Source organism: Streptomyces sp. NPDC006463, from assembly GCF_042870715.1.
Lineage (GTDB): Bacteria > Actinomycetota > Actinomycetes > Streptomycetales > Streptomycetaceae > Streptomyces.
In genome coordinates this window covers 193376-215865 of record NZ_JBIAHP010000010.1, presented here as the reverse complement: position 1 = coordinate 215865, position 22490 = coordinate 193376, and the positions used below count along the sequence as shown (strand labels likewise).

At 66.6% G+C, this 22490-nt stretch carries 15 protein-coding genes; 4 read left to right on the top strand and 11 right to left on the bottom strand.

Annotated features, from left to right (window positions below):
- The first annotated feature begins 65 nt into the window (after nt 1–65).
- Nucleotides 66–3524 (top strand): hypothetical protein, encoded by a 3459-nt coding sequence (locus tag ACFYOB_RS20045; RefSeq protein ID WP_388561187.1) that lies wholly within the window; start codon nt 66–68, stop codon nt 3522–3524.
- Nucleotides 3525–3534: 10 nt separating this feature from the next.
- Complete coding sequence (locus ACFYOB_RS20040; RefSeq protein WP_388561185.1) at nt 3535–5379, top strand: hypothetical protein; 1845 nt, start codon at nt 3535–3537, stop codon at nt 5377–5379.
- 273 nt (nt 5380–5652) lie between these two features.
- On the opposite strand, the gene ACFYOB_RS20035 is transcribed toward ACFYOB_RS20040, so the two are convergent.
- The 6 genes from ACFYOB_RS20035 to ACFYOB_RS20010 form a co-directional block, all read right to left on the bottom strand.
- Entirely contained in the window at nt 5653–6309 is a 657-nt protein-coding gene (locus tag ACFYOB_RS20035) for a hypothetical protein (protein ID WP_388561183.1), read from the bottom strand.
- Nucleotides 6310–6314: 5 nt separating this feature from the next.
- Nucleotides 6315–7973, bottom strand: a complete 1659-nt coding sequence (locus tag ACFYOB_RS20030; protein WP_388561181.1) for a DEAD/DEAH box helicase family protein — start codon at nt 7971–7973, stop codon at nt 6315–6317.
- Nucleotides 7974–7983: 10 nt separating this feature from the next.
- Nucleotides 7984–10329 (bottom strand): ATP-binding protein, encoded by a 2346-nt coding sequence (locus ACFYOB_RS20025; protein WP_388561179.1) that lies wholly within the window; start codon nt 10327–10329, stop codon nt 7984–7986.
- 418 nt (nt 10330–10747) lie between these two features.
- Entirely contained in the window at nt 10748–11524 is a 777-nt protein-coding gene (locus ACFYOB_RS20020) for a very short patch repair endonuclease (protein WP_388561177.1), read from the bottom strand.
- Complete coding sequence (locus ACFYOB_RS20015) at nt 11521–12855, bottom strand: DNA cytosine methyltransferase (RefSeq protein WP_388561175.1); 1335 nt, start codon at nt 12853–12855, stop codon at nt 11521–11523. The genes ACFYOB_RS20020 and ACFYOB_RS20015 overlap by 4 nt, the downstream gene beginning before the upstream one ends.
- 419 nt (nt 12856–13274) lie before the next feature.
- On the bottom strand, nt 13275–13508 hold the full coding sequence (locus tag ACFYOB_RS20010) for a hypothetical protein (protein ID WP_388561173.1): 234 nt from the start codon (nt 13506–13508) through the stop codon (nt 13275–13277).
- 761 nt (nt 13509–14269) lie between these two features.
- On the opposite strand from ACFYOB_RS20010, the gene ACFYOB_RS20005 reads away from it, so the two are divergent.
- Nucleotides 14270–16156 carry a WD40 repeat domain-containing protein gene (locus ACFYOB_RS20005; RefSeq protein WP_388561171.1) on the top strand — a complete coding sequence of 629 codons (1887 nt, stop codon included), beginning with the start codon at nt 14270–14272 and terminating at the stop codon, nt 16154–16156.
- 141 nt (nt 16157–16297) lie between these two features.
- Here the strand turns inward: ACFYOB_RS20005 and ACFYOB_RS20000 are convergent, their stop codons facing one another.
- Both ACFYOB_RS20000 and ACFYOB_RS19995 read right to left on the bottom strand, forming a co-directional pair.
- Nucleotides 16298–16933, bottom strand: a complete 636-nt coding sequence (locus ACFYOB_RS20000) for a hypothetical protein (protein WP_388561169.1) — start codon at nt 16931–16933, stop codon at nt 16298–16300.
- Nucleotides 16934–17185: 252 nt separating this feature from the next.
- Nucleotides 17186–17653 carry an NUDIX hydrolase gene (locus ACFYOB_RS19995; RefSeq protein WP_388561167.1) on the bottom strand — a complete coding sequence of 156 codons (468 nt, stop codon included), beginning with the start codon at nt 17651–17653 and terminating at the stop codon, nt 17186–17188.
- 484 nt (nt 17654–18137) lie between these two features.
- Here ACFYOB_RS19995 and aspS point away from each other — a divergent pair, with 484 nt between their 5' ends.
- Nucleotides 18138–19454 carry an aspartate--tRNA(Asn) ligase gene (aspS, locus tag ACFYOB_RS19990; protein ID WP_388561165.1) on the top strand — a complete coding sequence of 439 codons (1317 nt, stop codon included), beginning with the start codon at nt 18138–18140 and terminating at the stop codon, nt 19452–19454.
- Nucleotides 19455–19515: 61 nt separating this feature from the next.
- Here the strand turns inward: aspS and ACFYOB_RS19985 are convergent, their stop codons facing one another.
- From ACFYOB_RS19985 to ACFYOB_RS19975, 3 genes are read right to left on the bottom strand one after another with little or no spacing between them, the layout of a single operon-like run.
- On the bottom strand, nt 19516–20298 hold the full coding sequence (locus ACFYOB_RS19985; RefSeq protein ID WP_388561163.1) for a hypothetical protein: 783 nt from the start codon (nt 20296–20298) through the stop codon (nt 19516–19518).
- A 14-nt stretch (nt 20299–20312) separates the two neighbouring features.
- Nucleotides 20313–21191, bottom strand: a complete 879-nt coding sequence (locus ACFYOB_RS19980) for a radical SAM protein (RefSeq protein WP_388561158.1) — start codon at nt 21189–21191, stop codon at nt 20313–20315.
- Nucleotides 21188–22489 carry a radical SAM protein gene (locus ACFYOB_RS19975; RefSeq protein ID WP_388561156.1) on the bottom strand — a complete coding sequence of 434 codons (1302 nt, stop codon included), beginning with the start codon at nt 22487–22489 and terminating at the stop codon, nt 21188–21190. Before ACFYOB_RS19975 ends, ACFYOB_RS19980 begins: the two co-directional genes overlap by 4 nt.
- Nucleotide 22490: the final 1 nt, after the last annotated feature.

The following is a 22490-nucleotide window of genomic DNA, read 5'->3' as shown; positions in this document are numbered from 1 at the left end:
GGGCGACGACGTCCGAGCTCGAGGCGCCTTCCATGTCCTTCGTATCACTTGGGACGGAACGAGAGATGATGGCCACCACACCGGCGGCACCCGCAGACGGCACCTCTGCTGTGAATTTCGAGGCTAAGATCCGCGACGCGCTGCTCGCTTCACTTGAACGGCACATCCTCACCGAGGCGGCTGGCGGGCAACTGACCGCCCGAGTTCGCCTCACCGACGCGCAGAGGCGCGCGATCTGGCTCGGACAGCTGTCCAGCGAACCGCAGTTGACCGCCGACCGCGCCAAGGGCCTCAGCGGCGATCGCCTGGTCCCGGCGGCTCAGGGCTTCTCATTCCGGCTCGCCGGGTCGGATCCGGCCGAGATCAACGTTGAGGTCAGCTTCGCGGTGTACATCGCGCTGCACGCCTCCGAGGCCGAGCAGCGCGCGTTCACACACGCGGTCACGGGCAACATGGGCACCCCTGCGGCCGCCAAACCCGCCGCCCAGGTCGGCGGGAGGACACCCGGCCGCCAACTGGCCGCAGTGTGGATGAAGGTTCCCGTCGGACCGGTCAACGTGCGCGTGGAGGTCCACAACGGGGCACACGGGTCCACGCGCTTCGGCGCCCAGGCCATCGCGGACGCGATCCGAGCTGCTGTGCGTCCGGCCGCAGGCATGGAGCCCTTTCGCCCCCGGCGTACGGCGTCACCAGCCGGATCGCTGCCGCGCGACCCCGACATGGCCGACGACGTGGCTTGGGCGTCGTACTGCGCCGACAACCTGATCGCTGCGGCCGACGCCGCCCTCCCCGACTTCGCCGCCGCGCTCGATGTCGATGTCTTGGCAACCGAGGCAGGACGCGACGTCCTGATCACCATCGTGAACACCACGCCGCCCGAGGAGGCCCAGTTTGCCGACCAGGCGCGTACCATCCCCTTTGGCCGGCAGCACCTGGACACCCGACTGTACGAAGCCAGAGTCGCGGCGCGCACCGACGCGGCCCTCGCCCCGTACACCCTGGAACAGGTGGCGAACTCCCACCGCTATGACCGCACCGTGCCCGCCTTTGGGCAGGCCTCCCCGGTGGTCGCGGCAACCGACCCGGCCACCGGCGTGACGACGTTCGAAACCGGTTACGGGGCGACTGCCCTGACCCAGCGCCCCCACCCCCGGACTACCTCTGGCGAGGGCGAGGTCATCGACGCCACGTTCGACGCCGTGATCGCCGACCCGGTCGGGGCGGTCACCGCGATCGTCGACGCCCACGCCGCGTGGGTGGCCGAGCACTGGTCGGACACCGCCCTTACGGGGCGCGCGACAGCTCGAGGCTGGAGCGATGAAGCCATGGCCGAGGCCAAGAAGGATGCTGACATCGCCCGGGACGAGGTTGAGTGGATCCGCGCTGGCGTCCGCACCATCGAGCGCGACAAGGTGCTACGTGAAGCCTTCGTCCTCGCCAACCGGGCCATGAAGATGGTAGGCGCGAGCAAGGGTTACGACTCGTGGCGCTTGTTCCAGATCGCCTGGATGGTCGGCTGTCTCCCGGCCGTCGCGGACCCAGAAGCCGACCCCAGCGTGCAGATCGAAACCGTGCAGACCGGTGGCGGTAAGTCCGAGGCCTACCTCGGTGTCATGCTCATTCACCTGTTCCACGCCCGCCTCACCGGAGGAACGGCCGGCGTGAATGTCTGGGCCCGCTTCCCTCTGCGACTGCTGTCCACGCAGCAGACGGCCCGCTTCGCTGAAGCCGTGTTCGCGGCAGAGGTCCTGCGCCAGGCCGATCCGCGAGTCAGCGCCGGAGATCCGTTCGGCGTCGGTTTCTTCGTCGGTAGCACCAACACGCCCAACCGCATCTACGCGGCCAACAGCCGGTTTTCGAATGGCGTCGACCCGCACTCGCCGAATCTCGCCGAACGCTGCCGAGTCCTCGAGCACTGCCCTGTCTGCGACCCATCTGGCAGCGGCCGCAGGGTCCTCGTCCAGTTCGACGAGGCCAGTTGGACCATGCGGCACACATGCCAGAACCCCGCCTGTCCGCTCTCCGGAGTGCTGCCACTCTGGGTCGTCGACGACGACATCTACCGAAAGGCCCCCTCCGTACTGGTCGGCACGGTCGACCGGCTCGCTCAGATCGCCCAGAACAAGGCGTTCCAGATCATCTTCGGCCAGGCGCAGTCTCGATGTCCTCACCACGGATATACAACGGACCCGACCTACTGTGCCGTCTTCGGCTGCAAGGCGCCGCGGGTGTTGGTCCCACCCGGGTTCGGGTCCCTGCGCTGCGAGATCGCCGACGAGCTGCACCTCCTGGAGGAGAGTCTGGGCGCCCTTGACGGCATGTACGAGACGCTCCTGCAGCACATCGGTGCCAGGCTCGGCAACCGGCCCCTCCACATCGTGGCGGCGACCGCCACCCTCGAAGGCTACGAGAACCAGGTGCGCCATCTCTACCAGCGTTCGGCCCGCCGTTTCCCCGCCCCCGGTCCTGACGCCGGCGAGACGTTCTTCTCCTACACAGACCCCGAGGACCCGCTGCGCCGCTATGTCGGCGTGCGGCCTCGCGGCATCACCATGGTCACCGCCGCCGCTGAGGTGACCCGCATGTACGCCGCATGGCTCGAGCGATCCATCGCAGACCCTGCCTCAGCGGCTGGCGACGCCGGACTCGACCACGCCGAGCCTCACGTCCTCGCGGTAGTGGGGAGGGCGCTACGCGACGACTACGCGGTCCTGCTCGGGTACTGCCTACGCAATGAGGATCTCTCCTCGTACACGCGCGACGATCGCGTCAAGTCGCTGGTCGAGACCAGCGACAACCTCGCGATCATCTCCGGCAGCGCCGAGCCCGCCGCTGTCCGCGAAGCGGTCCGCCGACTCGGTGCTCCACCGGAGGACCCCAGCCGCCGCATCCGGCTCATCGCCGCCACAAGGGCGATCGGCCACGGGTTCGACTCGCCGCGTCTCGGCTTCATGGTCCTAATGGGCACGCCCACCCAGGCGGCGGAAGTCATCCAGGCCACGGCCCGGGTCGGACGCACGCACCCCGGCTTGATCGTGCACGTCTTCAATCCGTCACGGGACCGCGATGCGTCGGTCTTCCGCTACTACACGGCCTGGATCACCTACCTCGACCGGCTCGTGCACAAGGTACCGGTTAACCGCGAGTCACTGCCCGTGCTGCGCAGGGTGCTCTCTGGGGCTCTCATGGCCTGGACCCTCCAGGTCTACGAGGTCCCATGGAGCACGTCGGGCAAGAGCCGGTACGCGCTCAGCAAGTCTGACCAGTTCCGCAAGGCCCTCGACGCGGGATTCCTCGATCGGACTCTCCTGATCGAGGATCTGTCGGCCGGCCTCGGCCTCAACCCGGCTAACCACTACCACGACATGCACCGCGCGGAGGTCGCGCGGTACGTCGACGAGATGATGTCCGTCCTGGCTGTGTCTGGGGAGTCCAATACGAGGACGGCCGACCTCCTGGACCCGTCCGTTCCGCGCTCGCTGCGTGACATCGAGGCACCGATCACCATCCACGGAAACGTGTGAGGAGCGCTCCATGACCTACGACACGTTGAATCGCACCGCCACCCAAGCGCTGTGGAACCACATGCCAGGCCAGCCATACAACTGGGGCAACCAGGTATCCGTCATCGGTGAGCCGCCCCGCCATGCCTCACCACTCGATGTACCGGAAGCATGGCTCGCCCCGCTGTTGAAGCGACTGATCCGGCCCTTCGCCCAGCAGCATTCCGGAATCCCGAACTCCGGTCCGGAACTCGACATCATCGAACGTGGGCAATACAGCATCGTCGAGGCCCACGACCTGCAGGCCTCACGATTCCCAAACACATTCATCTGCCGCGAGTGCGGACACCTAAGCATCGTCAATCCCGCCAGTCAGAAACCGACTTGTCCCTCCGGGCACGGCCTCAAGCCCCAGTTCCAGTTCGCCGAGGCGCATAACTGCGGCCTGCTCCGCGAGATCCGGGCTCCCAGATGCGCCAACAACTGCTCCGGGCCGATGCTCCTGCGGAACTGGCGCGTGCTGGACACGCGCCAGTGGGTGTGGCAATGCGGCAAGTGTGGCACGCGTGCAGAGCGACGTGTCGTCTACTGCCCCGACTGCAAGACCAGTCCCACATCTGTGCTGCGCGTGCCGCAAACCTCCCTCCACTATCCGCAGTCCTTGACCGTGATCAATCCGCCCACACGATCCGAGTACACGGGCCTGAAGAGCGACGCGATCGGCGCCGCCGCCGTCGGACAACTCATCGGAGCGGTTGCCCCGGGCCTCGACGCGCTCCGCGCTGCGACCAGCGGAGGCGGTGGTGACGACAAACTGGCACAGGCCAAGGCGACCTGCGAGGCGCTCGGGATCCACCCCGACGACCCTTTGTACGAGTCGATGATGGCCAAGGCCCGTCAGGCCGCTGTGTCCGTAGGCGGATGGCAGAAGGAGGTCGAGTCTCTGGCGCTTCCCCCAGAGACTCTGGAGGTCATCGGAGACGAGGCGTTCTCCCTTACCCGCGCCGCAGCGGCGCCCTCACTGAACGTCGATGGCCTACTGCGGAGCCCCCCGTCGGCCGATCTGATCCCCACCTATGGCGAGTACCGCGCGCTGTTCGACCGATACAAGCTGGCCGACGTTACTCTGCTGCGCGAACTTCCGATCGCGAACGTCGTCGCTGGCTACACGCGGATCTCGGCCCACGCAGTCCAGCAGACACGGGCCGGCGACAAGGGCACGTGGTTCAAGTTCTTCCCAGCGTCCAACAGCAAATACCCCATGTACGGCAAGCGGACCGAGACGGAGGGTTTGCTCGTCCGCGTACAGCCGCTGGAAGTAATCCGCTGGCTGGTCGACTCTGGGGTCGCTCCCGACCCCGAGATCACGGACGAGTCGAACGCGTACAAGTGGCTGCTGCGAGTCCGAGAACCAGTCGTCGATATGTTCAACGCCCCGGAGCAGCGGATCACCCGCAGCGTCCTCGGGCTGCTCCACTCGATGTCTCATCGGTTCATGAAGGCAATCGCCGCCCGGTGCGGACTCAATATCGACTCGCTCGCCGAGTACCTCTTCCCGTCAGCACTGACGTTCCTCGTCTACGCCAACACTCGCAGCGACTTCACGTTGGGCGGCATCGAGCACGTATATCGCTACGACCTCGGCGACGCGTTGTCCGAGCTCGCCGCCGATCCCCGGTGTGTCTTCGACCCGCCATGCCGCCGCTCATTTGGAGGTGCATGCGCGGCCTGCTTGCACACCAGCGAAATCTCGTGCGAGCGCTTCAACACGGTTCTGGACCGCAACCTCCTGTTCGGAACCCTGCCTGCCGTAGATGGCACGGCTCCCGACCGGGCATCCGACGAAATCACATGGCAGGCGTTCTGGACTCCGTGAGCGCGTTGGCCTTCATCGTTTGGTCAAGGCGCCAAGTTTGCTGACCCGGAGGACTCTCGAGGTGGTGGCGGCAGAGTGGCGCGCAGCGGACCCCTGGTCAACCATGATTTCGGCAAGAAGGGCCACCTGCCATTCCTCCCCGGCCGAGGCCCGCTCCGCCGGTTAGTTGCGCAACTTGATCCGCCGGTTCTCGTGGACGGACACGGCCGGATCGAACAGGCCGATGACCTCGTCCAGCACACCGGCGACCCTGAGCGAAACGTCTCCCGGTGGCTAGTCCATGAGCGTGGGCTGCAATTGGCTGCGGCCACCGTCCGTCACCCCGAGGTAGTCCGGGTTGGGGATCATCTCGCGATGCAGGTACCGCAGGTCCGCCCCACAACGCAACGCGAGGCGATCCTGGCGCGTGTGCTCGGCCGTGGAGACAGTCTCGCCGTTGCGGGTCGTGATGACGATCGCGGGCCGCTCCTTCGAGTCGATGGCCTCGTTCAGTGCGGCCCAGATGAGGTCGCGGAAGTTTGCGGCGCGGCCCCAGCAAATGTATCGAGTGGCGTCGCCAGCGACGACATAGCAGTGGTTCGGCTTCTCCCCAACAGAATCGGGCTTGATCACCCAGCCGCTGCCACATGCCGCACGAACAATTTCCTCCGGACCCTGGAACCGATTTACCGCGTAGCGGACATAGCTCCCGATCCCTTCCTGCGCTCGGGCGTACTCCTTCATGGGGACGTCCTTGATCCAGACCCTGGCGTCCTTCTCTGGCCCGTAGGCGAGCAGGACGCCGCCAACCTTGGGGTCCTCGATCCATCGCCGGTACTGATTCGTCTTCTCGGTGTTACTCAAGAACTCCCAGTCCATGTCATTGGCCTGTTGGTAGATCTCGATGAGAAGGCGCTCGCGAATGGGCGCAGGCAGATGCTGCAAGGCCACGGTGATTACTCCTGGGGGGCGCGGGTGGAGGGGAACTGGAGTCGGTGCTCGTCGTACGCGGTCTCAAGACTGGCAGCGTCCTTGATCCACTCCTCCATGAGGGTGGCCACCTTCTGGTCGCTGAAGTCGATGTTCGACGGGGTGATCTTCGTCAGGGTCTCGATCTCGCCGTCTCCGTCGAGCGCGCGTTTGAGTTTGAGTGCGGCAGCGATGCGGCGGAGGTCGCTGACGAAGTCCAGCACCGTGACTCGCTCCTTTCCCTCGCGCAAGCGGAGGCCTCGCCCAAGCTGCTGAACGAAGATGCGGCGGGAGTGAGTGACTCGCGCGAAGCAGAGGATATTCACGTCCGGCACATCGACGCCTTCGTTGAGGATGTCGATCGCCGTCAGGATGGGCACTTCGCCGGCCCGGAAGGCGAGTAGGCGGTTCTGCCGCTCTCTCTTGGCGAGTCCCGCGTGGATGGCGAGGGCACCTGACCAAAGGGGGGTGCGCCGCAGCATGTCAGCGAGCCGCTCGGCGTGTTCGATAGTGCGGCAGAAGACGATGGCCCGGGGATTACGCGTGCCGGCCCATGCGGTGGCCAGCTCGTCGCGGATGGCTTCGTCCCGCTGGGGCAGGAACAGCTTGGCGTTGAGTTCGGCCAGTCCGTACGAGTGGTCGCTGGCCTCGCGGACGATGTCCCAGTCGATGTCGTCGACGAACAGGCGGTAGTCGACCTGAGCGAGGTAGCCGCGCCGCATGCCCTCCTCGATCCCCAGGCTGAAGCTGGGGGCGCCGAGCTGATGGGTGATGTCGTGCTTGTCACCGCGCCATGGGGTCGCCGTGACGCCCAGGTGCCTCGCCGAGCTGAGGAGTTCCAGCAGCTCGTCGTACTGGCCCTCTTCCCCTACGTGGTGCGCTTCGTCGATCATGACGAGGCCTGGGCGGTATCCGAATCGCGCGGCCGACAGCGCCGAGCCGACCGTCGCGCAGGTGAGACCGGAGAGATCGTCGGGGCGGGTGTCACCCGTGAGGAGCCGCGTCGGGACATCTTTGGGAAGGTGTCGCCAGAGGGCCCGCTCTAGTTGCTGGACGAGGTCTTTCGCGTGCGCGACGACCAGGACCTGGTCCTGGGGGACGCGTCGCAGGTGCGCCGCGATCATCTCGCCTCCGACGACCGTTTTGCCCAGGCCGGTGGCCAGGACAAGGAGCGCACGACCCGAGGCGTCGAGATCGGCGGTCAGTGCCTGGAGTGCTTCGGTCTGGTACGGCCGTGGTGTCACTAGCCCAAAGCGGGGTGGTACCCGGTCGAAGCTGGTCGTCAGGTCAGTTCCGCCCCACAGGAGGATCCCAGGACCTAGGCGTGCCAGATTCGCCACCCGCTTCCGAGCATCAGGGCTGAAGCGAGTGTTGGTGACGACGACGGCTTTGTGGGCGCGGTAGTGATCCCGGGCGCGAGCGACCTCATCCACCGCGTCGGCTCCTACGGCTCCGTGCCGCTTCCACTTGCACTGGATCACCCAGGTCTCGCCCCTGTGGAGGGCAAGGATGTCGCCTCCCTCGTCACCGGAGCCATCGATATTGGACACATCGGAGAAGCCCAGGTGCCACAGGAGGCGTTCAATGCGGCGAGGAAACTGCAGTGGGCCCGAGTCCAACAGCGAGGCCGCGTCAAGGAATCGCATTCCGCTCCCCCTATGTGTTGTCGGCGAGGTCGCGCGCGATGAGTCTGCAGCTGATCCTGATCCGGGCCAGCTCCTCCACGTCGAGGCGTGGACGGTGCTGTTCCAGGAGCGCGAGGTCCCCCAGGGGGTTGAGCAGTCGTTCCACGACGAGCGCTCGAGCGCCGGGATCGCTCAGAGCGATGTACCCGCGCTTGAAGACGCACCCGTCGAGGAAAGTCTCCGGGGAGTCCTGGATGATACGGATGACCGCACTGGCCGGGACATAGCGGATGAACTCACCGCTGGAGATCGCGTCGTTCCAAGGGGACGCTCCGCCGGCCTCGACCGCGAACCGGCGCTCGGCATCGGCTCGTTCATCCTTCGTGAGCAGCAGCCAGTGCACCGCGGGGTTCGCCGAAACAGGCGCCACCATCGCCATGCGCACCTGTTCCAGCAGCCTCTCGGACTCCTCCGCCGTCGCCGCGGGCGTCAGCCGAGGACTGGAGGTGTGGCTCTTGAGCTGCGCCACGATCTCACTCAAGGGCATCGAGACGATGTTCGCCCGTACCCGCATAAACTCCGCGACCTCGACGAGCGCCAGGTCACGCATGTCCGCCCCGTGCTCTCGGAAGAGCGGGTGGCCGGTGTCGACGAAAACATCCAGGTGCGGGGCTCGGACCATCGAGACGATCGCAGGTGCGGGCCGCTCATCCTTGGTAACGAGGTTCTGTCCGCGGACCGCCCAGGCCGTCAGATCCACGCGGCCCAATTCTTCAAGGTAGTACGGGCCTGTCAGGTCCACGATGGGGTCGGCATTGTCTCGGTATCGCTGGAGCCTCTGATCCAGCGTCTCCGCTGGTGCGACCTCGTCCTCGGGCGGTTCTTGACCAGCTGCGGTCATGCCCGTCGCACCCGGCGCCGCACCGCCTTCCGGCTCGTCATCCAGGTCGAGGAGTCCAGCCCCGAACCCGGGGAGGATGTCGTCATTCTCCGGTTGCGGGTCCACCGCTATCGGGTTGTCGTGCTGATAAGCGGCTCGGTACCACACCTCATCGGTCTGGTACTCGTAGCCGCCCTTGCGCATCAAGCCGGCCCACTTCACCGCCGTCTCGTGGAGAGCGTTACGTCCATCGCCGGGGATCAGGTAGTTGAGCCCCGGGTCCTGGCGACGAAAGCCCGCGTATAGCAGGGCAAGCGGGCTGCGATTCTCCGGCAGCCCAAGGTTCTTGGCGATCTTAGGGCGCAGGGGACTGGTTCCGCGGACCTCGCGCAGGACTTGACGCCATTCGGCTGTATCGAACTCGAAGGCGGTCTTCTGATAGTTCGGAGTGACGTGGTCGCAATGGATCTCACCGACGATCCGGCCCATCGGCACGGCCCCGGAGTCGATGGGGTACTCCAGCTCCGGCTCCGCGATGCCGTCCTCGTCCTCCCAGTGGAAGGCACGCTTGTCCTTGAGCATGATCTTGCGCCCGTTACGGAGGAAGTCCAGCCCGTAGTCGGTGCGGTGGAGGTAGCGCTGAATCCCGATCCAGCCCCAGATCCTGCGCTCCCGCAGTTCCAGGCGGTCCTGTCCGCATTCCTCGCAGTGCTCCGCATCGGCGGTGCTCCAGTATCCGCACGCCATGCACGCGTTCTTCGTGCTCAGAACGCGGTCGATCCTCTGTACAGCATGAATCTCCACGCCCTGGCGGGTGACGGTCCGCTTCTCATCCCAGACACAGGGCAGGCGCGGCCTGATCTTCTTGCCGTTGAGCGTGAGCAGGAAGCCCTTCTCCGCCAGCAGGTAGCTGTAGACGTCTCCGAGCTTCTCCCTGATCACGGTCTGCGTCTGAGGGCGGCAGAGCGTCGCGTACTGCTCCTGCTTGAGCTCGCTGATCGTGACCGTGGTGCCGTGCTCGTCACGATTGTCCTTGGGCGTCAAGCGGTACGGTGCCTGGTACTCGGAGGAGTTGGCGATCCGCGCCAGATCCAGGGTCACCTCGATCCAGTCCGGATCGCCCGCACGACTGGTGCGTACCGTGGTACGTCGACCAAGCCGGGCGGTGCTGATGTTGAAGCCCATGCCGAACAGGCCGAGGGAACCGTGTCGACCGTTGCTCGTCCAGCCCGCGCTGATGGCGTTGGTGACGGCCTCCAGGCTCATGCCCCGGCCGTTGTCCTGCACTTTGATCTCAGCCGTCGCACGCTGCGAGTTCGCCGGCGGGAGCGAGATCGCGACCGAGGGTCGGTCCACAGTCCCGGCGGCCGCCTGGAACTCGTCGAAGGAGTTGTCGACCAACTCGGCCAGGCACTGCCAGTGAGAGAACTCGATGTCGCCCAGCACACCCAAGATGCGCGGGTGTGGCGTGACATTGATGTACTGGCTCTCGGTCACAGTCGGCCCCCGTCTTCGTCGTGAACAAACGCGTTGCCGGCAGACGCGAAGCGCGCCCACCAGCGTCTAGACGCCCCCACCGGTCCCGGTCCCGGTGCATCCACCAGCATGGCGTCAACCCTAATGGGCGGCACCGGTACCCGCGGGACATAGATCTCGAAACCCCGCTGGAACCCACTCCGCACCCCGCCCCCACGGTTCACAGCGTGCGAGAATCACCCTCATGATCCGGGAACCCGCGCAGGTCCCAATCGATGCGAGCGGCCAGGTGCAGATCCCCTTGGGGATCCTCGCCGAGGCCGGTCTCGACGCGGGGAGTGCCGTCCTCGCATACAGCGATGGTGACGGCCGAATCGTCCTACGCAGGTTGACCGACGCTATGGACGACCTACTGCATGGTGAGGAGCTGTAGGCACAGCTAGGCGGTCGCACGGCGGACCGCTGCGATGACCCGTCGCGCCACCTTGTCCGGCGCCTCGTGCTCCCAAACCCGGATCACCGTCCAGCCCGCTTCCTCCAGGATCCGGTTGGTCTCGGCGTCCCGCCGCTGGTTCTCGGCGAACTTCTCCGTCCAGAACTCCTTGTTCTTCGTCGCCGGCCGATGATGCTCCGGACAGACGTGCCAGAAGCAGCCGTCGACGAACACCGCGACTCTTGCCTTCGGGAACAGCACATCCGCGCTACGTCGGAGGCCCTGGACGGGCGGTGCGTTGACCCGGTAGCGAAGCCCTTCCTTGAAGAGGAGGGACCTGAGTACCTTCTCGGGCTTCGTGTCCCTTCCACGGTTGCCTTTCATGGAGGCACGGACCGCCGGCGTCGAAGCCGTCGAGCCCTCCGGCAGGGCGTGCTCCCGCAAAAGGCCCTTAGCCCAGGCCAGCCGCCACCCCTCAGCGAGGTTGGCCCCACGGCTGTCGTGTTCGACCTCCCCCAGATAGCGCTCCGGGGACTTCCTCCCATCGCCCCAGCGCAGTGACGCGCGGATACGCCGCGTCTTGGGTAGGACCCTCAAGGAGACCGAGGCGTGAACCACGCGGCCGTCTTCCAGGACAACCTCACGCCGATGGCGACCACCCGCCGCTTTGTCCTGTTCAGCGGACAGCGCCTTCCGGGTCCTTCCCGGCCGCCCTTTCCAGGCGCGATCGGGGGGCAACCTGTCGTTCCATCGACCCTGAGGCGGCTTCGAGACGTCAATCACGTCGTCGGCCCCGACGCCGTATCGAGGGCCTTGGCCACCGCATTGGCGAATACCGCGCCGAGCTTCACCGGGACCGCGTTGCCGAGCTGCCGCATCTTCTCCCCACGAGGTCCTTCAAGCTTCCAATCGTCGGGGAAGGTCATGACGCGGGCCGTCTCTCGCACGGTCATATACCTGTGCTTGTAGGTAGTGCCTCCGGGAGTCTCCAGATCATCAGTCAGCATCACGGACTCCCCGCCCGGGACCCCGTGCACGCCAGCCTTCACGGTCTTGGCGGGACGGTCCAGCTCATTGGGTGTGTGGCCCTTATAGATCCGAGCCCCGGGCCACCCGATGTGGTCAGTGAATCCCCCAGCGCGATGCTCCTGGCGGTCGAGCCTGTCCCAGGAGATCTTCGGCAGCGGATCACCCTCGTTCTCGTCGATACCGGCGATGGCGTCCCGGAAGGTCCGCCAGGGCTTCGATCCGTCCGGGATGAGCGCGGCGCCCTTAGCGATCCCGGCCCTGGCCCTGGCCATGGCCGCGGCGCGTACGGGTTCGGGAACCTCGGGATGGCGGCTCCAGTAGGAGTCGTCGGAATCATCGAGCATGGCCCGGAAGAGCGCCTCCTCGGAGTACTGGGGAAGTACATCCTTCTTGAACTGCTCGATGTCGACACCGAGGTCCTCCCGGAAGGCGACGATGATGATGCGATGCCTGATCTGCGGGACGCCGTAGTCCGCGGCGTTCACGCGCGTCATCACCACCTTGTAGCGCTCCGCCGGGTCACCCGAAGCCCTGTCTCTGGCCTTGACGAGGTCCATGAGGTCTTGATTGTGCTTCTGCCAAGGGGTATTGGGGTCTCGCAGCTCGAAGGGCATCTCCATCTCACGCAGGATGTACTCGAGATACGGCTTGAAGGACGGCCTAAGCAGTCCCACGACGTTCTCGCAGATCACGGCCTTGGGCCGGATCTGGCGCATCGCCTTGAACATCTGCGGGAACATGTTCCGCTTGTCCTCGTCCCCCTTCGCGATACCCCCGAGGCTGAAGGGCTGACAGGGAGGACCGCCGGCGAGCACGTCGACACGACCGAGCAGATAGCTCATGTCCAGGTCTTGGACGTCGCCCGCCACCAGCGGCCACGGCTCCCCAGGCTCGGGGATGCGTTCCTCGTCCCCCCGAGGCTTCGCCCCGTTCGCCTCCAGGGTCTGACAGGCTCGCGGGGCGAACTCGTTGAACAGCAATGGCCGGAAGCCCGCCTTGTGGACCGCCATGGCCAGGCCGCCCGCCCCCGCGAACAACTCGACCCCGGTGCGATCACGCTTTGGCTCTTCTTGCAGCTCAGACATTGTGAAAGCATACCGCGGATTGGATGGTACATGTAACCGCTGTCGAGAAAGTTCACCTCATTCTTGTGGGTGGCCGAGCACGGCGCGATTGGTGATCCCAACGCGGAGGACGATCACCTTTCGTAGTTGGTCGACCACCGATTCCGAGGGTTCGAGGGGGCCTCGCCCAGGCCGCGCACGGGCGGTGCCAGGCAGGTCCGTGAGAGAGAGGCCAGCCCAAGACCGCCGGGACATCGATGGGGGCATCCGTCGGATAAGTCCCGACGCCGGGCGGCTCGGTGATGGGGCCGGCGTCGCGCCCCCGCCCTACCGATCAGGCGGGGATCGCTCGATAGATCGCGAGTGGGCCTGAGGGGCGCCTCGCGTAGTTCCATCAACAGGAGGCGACCATCGGCAACCGTCGGGGCCTCCACCGCGACTCACGGTCTCGGCGGCCGGCCACGCCAGGCCGCGAACAGCCCCAACCCGACACTGGTGACTGCGGTGAACGCCTCGGGGCCGGCGAGCATGAAGACGCCCGTCGCCAAGGTGATCAGGATCAGCAGCGCGGCCAGGTCGAGCATCCGTTCGTGGATCGGCGCCTCCCGCGCCGGCTCTGCCGTGGCGGGAGTCCGAGGAGCGGGCGGCGCGGTGGTCTCTTCGTTTTCATCCATGCCCTCAGCACACCAGCCCGGCCAGCAGCGCCCAGCACGGCACGAAGAGACCCGGACAAGCTCGATCGGCGCAGGCCATCGCCGTACCGAGTGGCCCGCCGAGCGAACACACACTATGTATGGTGATGTTCGGCAGAGTTCGGTCCTGTTCGGTAAACCGCGTCCTACGCTGAATCCCACAGACCATCAGGGGGACGTACGTGGCGGATGAGGACGCTCCCGGAGTCGTGTTCCAGCGCGAACTCGCGGACTTCGCCTCCAATCTCGAGAAGTTGCGGATCGATTGCGGCAAACCGACCCAACGTGCGATCAGCCTCGCCGCGCCTCCGGGGCAGTCGCTGTCAGCCTCCGCGATCAGTGAAGCCCTTAATGCGAAACGTCTGCCCCGCCTCGACTTCCTCATCGCGCTCGTCCGGACACTTCTCAGCATCTCGAGCGATAGCCGTCCAGTGGGCCGAGATCATCCGACAGTCGAGTGGTGGCGCGCGGAGTGGACCCGAGTCGAAAAGCTACGCGTTGGGGTCCGCCACGCGCGCTCGGCATCCAAGCCCATGCGAACGCCCGTCCCGGCTAACGCCCCGCCGACCGCGTCGACTCCCGATACGCCAGTACGTGCGGCGGACTCGGCCGCATCCGGGGAGGGCGGTCGACGCTCGAGATCTCGTCTCGAGTCGCCGACGCTTCCACACTCCGGTTTCGTGTGGTCAGTGGCGTTTCGCCCCGCTGACAACCTGATGGCAACCGCTAGCGGGGTTGGAGTGGTGACGCTCTGGGACCCGGTCACCCAAGAAGCGGTCGGTGAGCCCCTGCTTGGTCGCGGGAGCATCACGCGGTCGGTCGTGTTCTCCCCCGACGGCAGCTTGCTCGCCACCGCCAACGACTACGGCGAGGTGCGCCTTTGGGATCCTGGCACCCAGGATGAGGTCAAGGCGCTCCCTACCACGAAGAATGTCGCGGTCACGGAGGTGGCTTTCTCCCCCGACGGCAGCCTGCTGGCCGCCGTCAGCTTCGATTGCACGGTGCGCCTCTGGGATCGATTCAGTCACGAACCTATAGGCAATCCCCTGACCGGCCACTCCGGACCCGTCACAGCGGTGAGGTTCTCCCCTGACGGCGGCCTGTTCGCCACCGCGAGCTTCGACGGCATGGTGCACCTATGGGACCCAGCAACTCGTCGTACAGTCGGCAAACCCTTGATGGGCCATTCCGGTCCCGTCAGATCGGTCGCCTTCTCCCCTGACGGTGACCTTCTCGCCACCGCCAGTGACGACGGCATGGTGCGCCTTTGGAATCCCGCGACCCGGCGGACAGCCGGAGCGCCCCTCACAGGGCACACCGGCTCCGCCACGGCCGTAGCGTTCTCCCCCGATGGCAAACTGCTCGCCACCACCGACTTCGATGGCGTGGTGCGGCTTTGGGATCCCGCCACCGGGCAGGCTGTCTGCGCGCCCCTGATCGGCCATACTGGCAAGGCCACAGCCGTAGCTTTTTCCCCCGACGGTGGGTCGCTCGCCACCGCCGGATTTGATGGCACGGTGCGGCTGTGGACGGTCCAGGACATCCTGCCAGCGTCAGTCCCGACACAGCGTGCGCGGCATGAAAGCGACCCGCACGAGAACCTGATCACACAGCACGCCGAGCCACGTGCCCGGCTCGATTTCCTGACCGCACGGGGGCTCGCCAGCAGGAGTGTCCTCACCGCACTCAAGAACGGGGAAGCCATCTCCTTGGCGCCTATTGTCGGGCACCGCGATGCGGTCCGCGCTGTGGTGTTCTCCCCGGACGGGACCCAACTCGCGACTGCCGGTGCCGACGACACGGTGCGCTTCTGGGACCCCGCCAGTCGGCGATCAGTCGGCCGGCCCCTGACCAATCACCGTGACTCCGTGAGTGCGGTGACCTTCTCTCCCGACGGCACCCTGATCGCCACGGCGGACCGTGGCGGCGCGGTACGTCTATGGGACGCGGCCACTCGGACGCCAGCAGGCAGTCGCTTGACTGACCACCTCGGCCCCATCACGTCAGTGGTCTTCTCGCCTAACGGAACCATCCTCGCTGTCGCCAATGACGGAGGCGCCGTACGGCTCTGGGTACCAACCACCCAGCGAGCCGCAGGTGAGCCGTTGACCGGCCACGACGGACTCGTCACCGGGATCGCGTTCTCCCCTGACGGCAGGTTGATCGCAACCGCCACCGACGCCGGCACGGTGTGGCTGTGGGACTCCACGAGCCGAGTGCCAACAGGCAAGCTCCTGGACGGCCACGGTGGCTCCGTCACCTCGGTGGGCTTTTCGCCCGACGGCAGCCTGATCGCTACCGCGGGAGATGATCACTTGATTCAACTGTGGGACGTACCCACCCACCAGCCGGTAGGAAAGCCCCTGAAGGGCCATGATGATGCCGTTGCGGCCCTGGTTTTCTCTCCCGATGGCGGCCTACTCGCTACGGCCAGCGACGATCGCACCGTCCGCCTTTGGGATCCTGTCACCCACCAGCCCGTCGGAGACGCTCTCGTCGGTCACCACGGCGCAGTGACGGCTGTCACCTTCTCCCCGGACAGCTCCGTGCTCGCCAGCGCTAGCGTCGACCGCACCGTTCGGTTGTGGGTGCCTCCGGCGGCAAGCAGCCCGCCTGGAGCCCAAGGTTGATCCGACAGGAGCCGAGTGGACAACCTGCGGCCTGTTCTGACCAAGGATGAGCAGGTCGCACCCCGCTGATGACCAGTTCCTGGGCTCAGGGAGGGGTAGCACGCTTGCGCGGCGGCCTCTGCGGGCTTCCAGGAGGTCAGATCAGTAGTCGTCGATCCTCTCGAGCTGCTCCATAAGGCCATCGACCCACTTCGGCTCGGGAAGCGCGTCGAACGCGTCTCGCTGTTCCAGGATCAACTGCCCAAGGGCGTGCGTAGCACTCAGCGACTCGGCGTAGAGGTACCAGCGGCCCCACTGCTGTCCGATTCCGCAGCCGGCGCGTTCCGCGAGTTCGGCGAGCAGGCACGCTCGCTGAGCGTCAGGCACGACGCCCACCATCGGGTACTCGGCATGGTGGTGACTGTCGAGACCGCTGGAGCAGGAGTAGAAGGTGGCTCCCCGAGCCGCGCTGAGGGCCAAGCTCAGGCCAGCCACTCCGACGTCGTTCCCGTAGAACGCCGCCATGAACTCGGCGAACTCCACCCCGTCCCCGTCCTCGTCGTCGATCGCGTCAAGTACCTCCTTGATGCCATCCGGCGCACTCGACTGTCTGGCCTGCGCGAGGATCTCAGCCTCAGCGCTGAGGCACTCCGCGACGTCCTGCCAACTGGGCAGGCCGAGGCTCTCGTACCCGTGGTGGTCAGTGAAGCCACTGGCTACCTGCTCGGCGGTCAAGTCTGTCCGTAGGTCGGCCACGTCATAGTCGTGGCGAATTTCGACATCGAACGTAGGAATCATGCCTGTCATCATTCCGGAGATTTGGTACAGCGGGGCTTCTATGAAGACATCGACCGGTCTACGAGATCGTGTCGCGCAGCCGATCCTCCTACCCAGCTGACTGAAGGAGACGGCCCGGCTACCAAGTCTGCGCGACACCCCGAATGGGTTCGAAGCACCAAGTTGATGTCGTCCCGGAACCAGCCACATGTAGCGGGTGGTGTCCACGCAGCCTCACGTACGGATCTTTGCAGTGGAGGCGGCACTGGTGGCTCAGCCCAGGTAGGGGTACGTGCCAGCGAGGTAGTCGCCGATCTGCTGGCGCACGCTGGCGTGGATGTCGTATTGGTCGAGGTCGGCGGGCTGGATGAGGCGGACGCCGTCTGCCTCGTCGTTGATCGTGGGCTCGCCGCCGACGGGGCGGCCAATGTAGGTGTTCTCGTACTGCTGGCGGATCTCACCGTCGGTGTATGCCACGATGTGGCGCGGGTTGGTGTAGATGCCGAGGAAGCCGGTGATCTCGGCGACGATGCCGGTCTCCTCCAGGCACTCGCGGACAGCGCACTCGGCGGCGGTCTCGCCGATGTCCTGGGCGCCGCCGGGCAGCGCCCACTGGCCGGTGTCCCGGCGACGCTGGAGCAGGATGGCGCCGTTGTCGTCGATGACGAGCAGGTTGCTCGCAGGGATGAGGGTGTTGGCCTTCGGTGCGGTGGGGTCGTTGTAGTACTCAGTCCTACCCATGTGCGGCGGTCCCCTCCTGGTCGGGAGTCCAAGGCCGCGAGCGGCCCGGACGGCTTCGCGGCCCGATCGTAGTTCCCGCGCACTCGTGACGGCCTTACACGGCAGCGATGGAAGAAGGGGCGTCCTATCTGGCCTCGGCAGGGGTGACATCCGGCCACCTGGCGCGCCACCGTTCTGAATCCGTTGCGAGGGGCTTGTGGCATCCCTATCCTCGTGACCAACGCGTCGACGGAGACGAGTAGCCACGGATCACGCGAGCAGAGAGAGCCGCCGGCAGCTGTGAAGGCGGACTCGCACCCATGGTGAAGACCCTCCCGAGCGCGGGGAGGAAAGGCCTTCGGGCCCAATGCCCCGCCGGTTTGCCCCCGTCATCGGGCTGAATGAGGCCGCCGCTGTCTGGCGGTGGCAAAGGCGTGGTGGCACCGCGAGTACCCTTCTCGCCCACGCTTCCAAGGGATCATGACGACGCCCCTGGAGGGCTGCGATGATCCACACCACTAGCCGCGTACTGGCTTCCGACCTACGCGCACACGTCGACCAGACCGTCAGCGTCTCCGGCTGGGTGAACGCACTCCGGCTGCAGCGCAAGATGCAGTTCGTCATCCTGCGGGACCACTCCGGCATGGTCCAGGTGACCCACAAGCGTGACGGCGGCCCGCTCGAAGCCATCATCGAGTCGCTTACCCCCGAGTCCGCCGTCCGGATCACAGGCCGTGTCGTCGAGGCGGCTCAGGTCAACCTGGGTGGCCGGGAGATCGTCCCCGAGACGATCGAGGTGCTGAACCGGGCAGAGACGCCCCTGCCGATCGACGAGCACACCGGCCCCGAGCACCGACTCGACTGGCGCTTCCTCGACGTACGCAAGCGGGCCACCGCGCAGATGGTGTTCGCCGCGCAGACGACCCTGGAGCAGGGGCTGCGCGAGTACGCCATGCAGAACGGCTGCACGGAGATGCACACGCCGAAGCTGATGGGCACCGCTTCGGAGTCCGGCGCGGAGGTGTTCAAGCTCGGGTACTTCGACCGCTCGGCCTACCTCGCGCAGTCGCCGCAGTTCTACAAGCAGATGGCCGTGGCCGCCGGCATCGACCGCGTCTTCGAGATCGGGCCCGTTTTCCGCGCCGAGCCGTCGTACACCTCCCGGCACGCGACCGAGTTCACCGGCGTGGACGTCGAGCTGTCGTGGATCGACGACGTCGAGGACGTGATGGCGTTCGAGGAGCGGATGCTCGCTCACGCCATCGCCAAGGTCGCCGAGGTCCACGGTGAGGCGATCCAGGAGATCTTCGGCATCGAGGTCGTCGTTCCGAAGGCCCCGTTCCCCAGGATCACGATGGCCGAGGCACAGGAGATCCTGCGGGCCGGCGGCTGGGACCCCGAAGGCGTCAAGGAGGACCTGGACCCGGAAGGCGAGCGCACCATCGCCGCCCACATGAAGGAGCGCACGGGCCACGAGTTCGTGTTCATCACGCACTACCCGGCCAGCATCCGGCCCTTCTACCACATGCGTCCGGCGGACCGGCCGGACCTGACGCTCAGCTTCGACCTGCTCTGGAAGGGCCTGGAGATCACCACCGGGGCCCAGCGAGAGCACCGCTCCGACGTGCTGCTCAAGCAGGCCGAGGAGAAGAGCATGGACACCGAGCCTATGCAGGACTACATGAACATCTTCCGCTTCGGGTGCCCGCCCCACGGCGGACTCGGCGCCGGCCTCGGCCGGATCCTGATGGTCATGCTCGGCCTGGACTCGATCCGCGAGGCCGCGTTCCTGTTCCGGGGACCGAACCGCCTCACCCCCTGAGCCAGGGGTAGACGCACTGCTGCCCCACCGCTGGCTTGGCGGTGGGGCAGCAGGGCTTTGCTCAGTACCGGGTGTGGCCCAGGTCGAGGGTCCATGCCTCGTCGGGGTTCTTGTCCCAGTGCTCGCGCAGAGCCAGCTCGCGGTCGGCGTACCGGCCACGGCGGGAGAGGCCGCCATGGGAGAGGGTGACGCTGAGAGCGAGCGGCGATTCAGTGGTGACCCAGTGCGGGGTCAGGGCATGACTCCACAGCTGGTCGCCCGGCTGCATCGTCACCGACTGCCGCTGCGCCTCATCGTGCGGTGGGGGATCTTCGGCGGTGGTCTCACCGAGGACCGCGGCTTCGGGGGACAGGTGCATGTCGGGGTTGTGGTAGCTGTGGAAGGTCTTGACCCCTTGGACCTGCCACACCAGACCGTGCGAGTTGTCGTTGTGGTAGGTCGAGGCCGCGCCTTCGGTGGACAGGAACAGGATGGGCGCGCACCGCTGCCACGTGAATCCCTGCGCCGACAGGTAGGTGCGCCAGGGGACCATGACCTCCTCCTGGAAGCCAGCCAGGAGCTCGCCGTAGAACCGGGCGAGGTTGAAGTGCACCAGGCGGAACGGCCAGGTGGCGATCTCCTCGACCGGGGCCGTGCGGAACGCGGCGGTGCGCTCCATACGCACCGCCCAGTCGTCCTCGCCGAGGACCGTGAAGCGCACCTCGTCGTCCCGGCGGACGTGGTCGAGGATGTCGATCGCCGGTAAGAACAGGTAGTCGAAGGGGACCTGCATACGGAAGTTCGGCGGCTGTCTCCAGTGGCTGTTGAAGTCGTCGGGATCGGTGACGGAGACCGACGGTTGCACGTGGACTCCCAAGGTCAGGCCGCCGCGCAGTCGCGGGACGCGGGGCGGCAGATGGCGGCGCAGTCGGGTCCGACGCGGTCCGTGGCCGGCGCGTCGAGGAAGGCTCGGATCTCGGTACGGGGGGCGTGGACACTGACCTCGGATGCTCCGTAGGGGCAGTGCCGCACCTCTCCGTCAGCCGACATGTAGAGGGTGGCCGACCGACAGGGGTGGCTCTCCTCCTTGGACAGCTGTAGCTGCCGCAGGTCGTCGAGGTAGGACCGGTATCCGTTGGACAGGCGGAAGTACTGGTCGAGTGCCGCCGTGTCGCGGGCCCTCTGCATCAGGGAGTCCTGGATCGATCGGCCGTCCCGGCGCAGGGCGCTTTCGGAGAGGAGAACGGGGCTGAGCTGAACGTCGATCCCCGTTCCCGCTACGAGGTCAGCGAGCTGCTCGGATTCCTCGACGTCCACATCCCAGTAGGTCAGGTGCAGGACCTTCGAGGGAGTGTCGACGGCGTCCAGCGTCGCGACAGCCGAGGCCGCACTCCGGGTGGTGCGGCCGAGTGTCATCGCGCCCTGGGAGTCCGCGGAGACGGTCACGTTGGTCAGAAGGCGGCCGACCTCCGCGAGGGCGGTGACCTCAGCCTCCGAGCGGGCCGAGGTCACCATGGACACCGTCATGCCGAACTGGAGAGCCAGGCGGACGAGCTGCCGGAGGTCCGGGTGGTGGGTCGGCTCACCGCCCGTGAGGCACACGCCCTCGACCCCGTTCTCCTTCAGCCGCGACAGGGCGCGCGTGTACGTGGCGGTGGTGAGGAAGCCGCGGGCGCGGTCGGCCCGGAAGCAGAAACTGCACGCGACTTCGCAGTGGCCGGCCGTCGAGATCAGCGCCGTACGGACCGGGGTGCTCATTGCACCCCCGTGTTGTCCCAGACCGCGATGGCCACGGTGTTGGTGTAGAAGGCGCACATCTGCGGGTCGGGGGTGCTGCCGCCGATGAGGGCCTGCTCGTTGCGGGACGGGCCGCCGCAGATGGCCAGCGCCGGGCAGTCGCCGCACTCGGGGAGCGGCGCGACCTTCTTCGTCGCCCTTGTGAGGAGGCTGAGGTCCGATCGCAGCTCGTCGAGTGTGTGGAGGAACGAGGGCTCGGTGAAGTTGATGTCGCACACGCTGACCCGGTTGCCGGGCAGCAGGGCTGCGTTGAGGCTGCGGTCGCCCTGCATGTGGTCGAACAGCATCGGCCGGCGGGTGTCGAGGGCCTGGAAGGCCCGGTCAAGGACGGAGAAGATCATCCCGCCCTTCCCAAGCGCGGTCAGGCGGGCCTCGTAGAGTTCCCGGGCCAGGTCCGCGCCGTTCACCCGCCACTTGCCCCCGGTGGGGATGGGCGTGTTGACGTAGATGAACTTGAGGCCGAGGTCGTCGATGATCCACTGCACGCTCTCGGCGAGGCGCCCGATGTTCGACGCAGTCGGGGTGAGGTTGCAGCCGACGTGCAGGCCCTTCGCCTCGACCAGACGCCGGACGTTGCGGCGGATGCGGTCGTCAGCGGGCTGTCCGCCGAGGAGGAGTCGGTTCGCCGAGTTGATCCCCGGAGGGCCGTCGATGGAGATACCCACCCCGTACTCGCGCTGTACGAAGTGGTCGAGGGCCTCGTCCGTCAGGCGGGCGCCGTTGGTGACGACCGTTCGCCGGACCCGCTCGACGCCGTACCGGGCGGCGAGGGTGTCGGCGAGCTCGTCGCCGTACTGCATGAGGTCGAAGCGGATCGTCGGCTCGCCGCCGAACCACTGGATCGAAACCTCCTCTTGCCCAGCGTTCTGCTCGAACAGGAACTCAAGGCCGGCGGCGAGCTCCTGCTCCGTCATGTCCGGCTTGCCGCTGTTGGTGTCGACGAAGCAGTACGTGCAGGCCATGTTGCAGCGGTCGGTGAGCACCACCCGGAGGCCGCTGATCCGGCGCGGCGTCGGGTCGATGCCCAGGGTGTGGAGGCGGTGGTGGAGAGCTTCACGACGGTCGGCCGCAGGGCCGTCCTGGGTGAAGCCGAGCCCGGCGAGGGCTAAGTGTGTCGCGGTCGGGGGGACCCCGGCGAGGTCAGAGACCTCGCCGGAGTCGAGAAGCACACTCTCCAGCGTGACCGGGTCGAGGAGGACAGCCTCGCCGTCACGGTCGTACTGGAAGTATTTCCCCCACAGCAGCTGGGGAGTGGCCACT

Coding starts and splice junctions, on each gene's coding strand:
- ACFYOB_RS20045 (WP_388561187.1), top strand. CDS start 66: ATGATGGCCACCACACCGGCGGCACCCGCAGACGGCACCTCTGCTGTG.
- ACFYOB_RS20040 (WP_388561185.1), top strand. CDS start 3,535: ATGACCTACGACACGTTGAATCGCACCGCCACCCAAGCGCTGTGGAAC.
- ACFYOB_RS20030 (WP_388561181.1), bottom strand. CDS start 7,973: ATGCGATTCCTTGACGCGGCCTCGCTGTTGGACTCGGGCCCACTGCAG.
- ACFYOB_RS20015 (WP_388561175.1), bottom strand. CDS start 12,855: ATGTCTGAGCTGCAAGAAGAGCCAAAGCGTGATCGCACCGGGGTCGAG.
- ACFYOB_RS20010 (WP_388561173.1), bottom strand. CDS start 13,508: ATGGATGAAAACGAAGAGACCACCGCGCCGCCCGCTCCTCGGACTCCC.
- ACFYOB_RS20000 (WP_388561169.1), bottom strand. CDS start 16,933: ATGATTCCTACGTTCGATGTCGAAATTCGCCACGACTATGACGTGGCC.
- ACFYOB_RS19995 (WP_388561167.1), bottom strand. CDS start 17,653: ATGGGTAGGACTGAGTACTACAACGACCCCACCGCACCGAAGGCCAAC.
- aspS (WP_388561165.1), top strand. CDS start 18,138: ATGATCCACACCACTAGCCGCGTACTGGCTTCCGACCTACGCGCACAC.
- ACFYOB_RS19980 (WP_388561158.1), bottom strand. CDS start 21,191: ATGAGCACCCCGGTCCGTACGGCGCTGATCTCGACGGCCGGCCACTGC.